Raw genomic sequence first — 1,861 nt, 5'->3', positions numbered from 1 at the left:
CAAAATTGGACCACGGTTTCTCATACGGTTAATGTAAACGCAGGTACATATCCTTTTGGTATTTATGCTGTATCAGGAGGTTGGAATATGAATTGGATTAAAATAACTGGACAAGGTAACAGATCTTTTGATGTAACCACAGAAACTATCGAAACAAATACTACTCAAATGTACCCTAATCCTTTTACTAACTCAATTCATTTCAAATTTGATGAGAAAAGTGCAGCTATTACTGTTTTTGATGCTTTAGGACGTAGCGTAGTAGCTCCAAGAATTATTGAATCTGATACTTCAATAGATCTTTCTAACCTTAATGAAGGAATATATATGGTAACTATAGAAAAAGGTGGAATTAAAGAAACAAAACGTTTAATAAAAGAATAGCTTCTTTCTGATTTAAGTCTTACAACCCTGAACTCACCTTGAAACTATTTTTGCTGGTATATGTTAATTTTTCAGCTCAAAATCTTAATTCGAGATGGGTTCAGTACTACTCGTTTGCTTACTGTTTTTTTTGATGAAAAAATAAGAAAATACTTTCTTCTGGAGTCTCAAAATAATATATAGTAGAGTCTAAAAAAAAAAAAGAAATTAAACCAATGCTATAAGAATTTAAAACAACAATCATGGTTAAACTAAAACCCATAGATTTTCTAATTATAGATCATGTAACTAAAAGGCAAGAAGCTGTTCGGGTAGGAAAACGCAATTTCCAAAAGCTTTCCTCATTGATTTGCTTGATGATAAGCTTACTTACTCAAATTGGATTTTCGCAAACTATTATGTTTGATGATTTTAACTATACTGAAGTTAATGATCCACAGCTTTCTATGTTTAATAAATGGAATATTATAGACGGGATAAGCGGACCACCAGAAGGAGCTCTGTATCGTAAAAGCAATATTGATTTTGTAACTGACCCTGTTGATTCTGCTAACAAAATAATGACATTACAGACTACGGCAAATGGTCAAACAGGAGCTACTACTCATGCGAGAATAGAAACTTCAGGATTCGACTATTTTGAAGGAACTTATGCCGCAAGAATATATTTATCAGATGAATCTTATGATTCTAAAGATGCTAATATACAGACTTTTTACACTATAGTAAGTTCAGCTTTAGCTCAAGACGGATCAAAATATAGTGAATTAGACATCGTGGAGTATATGGCTGCAGATAAATGGGGAGTTTCTCCAGATAATCGAGTAGGGTATACTACTTCTTATCATAAATATATAGCTGTTCCTTGGACAGCTTGGAAAACATATACTGCGCAACAAAAGTCATTAGCAGGCTGGCACACTTTTATTGCCACTTGTACAGATGGGGTAAATATTAGATATTATATGGATAGTATCCTGATAGCAACCCATTCTGTAACTGATAATACTACACAAGCAGGTCTATCTGTTTACCCTCGAAGTAATATGCAAGTAGCATTTGCTAACTGGATTTGGAACAGTGTTTTAGGAAGTAGTACTGGCAACAGAAATAATACTTTTATGGTTGATTGGGTTTTATATTATAAAAATAAAGCACTAAGTACAACACAGGTTAATGATCTGGTTGCATCTTATCGCTCACAAGGTCTGAAAAGAAGAAACCTTGTAGGTCAAACTTTTATCGAAACTCCTGACCCGACTACTGGAAATGTTAGATTATATCTTGATTGCCCTTATTCTGGCACTACAGTAGGTCTTTCTGAAGGTAGTTATACGATGACACAATTAGCAGCTCTTGGGGTACCTAATGACAATGTTTCTTCTTTACGCGTTCAACCTGGATATAAAGCTACCTTGTACTGGGATGACAATTTTAGCGGAGCCAGCTTAGTGAAAACATCTGATGATAGTTGTTT

General features: G+C 34.0%; 2 protein-coding genes. Both read left to right on the top strand.

Annotated features, from left to right (window positions below):
• The coding region (locus ACWGOQ_RS24025; protein WP_458202896.1) for a T9SS type A sorting domain-containing protein at positions 1–384 on the top strand (384 nt) is incomplete at its 5' end.
• Between the two features lie 242 nt (positions 385–626).
• A partial coding sequence (locus tag ACWGOQ_RS24020; RefSeq protein WP_458202895.1) for a glycoside hydrolase family 16 protein occupies positions 627–1,861 on the top strand: 1,235 nt, incomplete at its 3' end.

Source organism: Aquimarina ulvae, from assembly GCF_053613295.3.
This window is presented reverse-complemented; position numbering and strand designations above follow the sequence as displayed.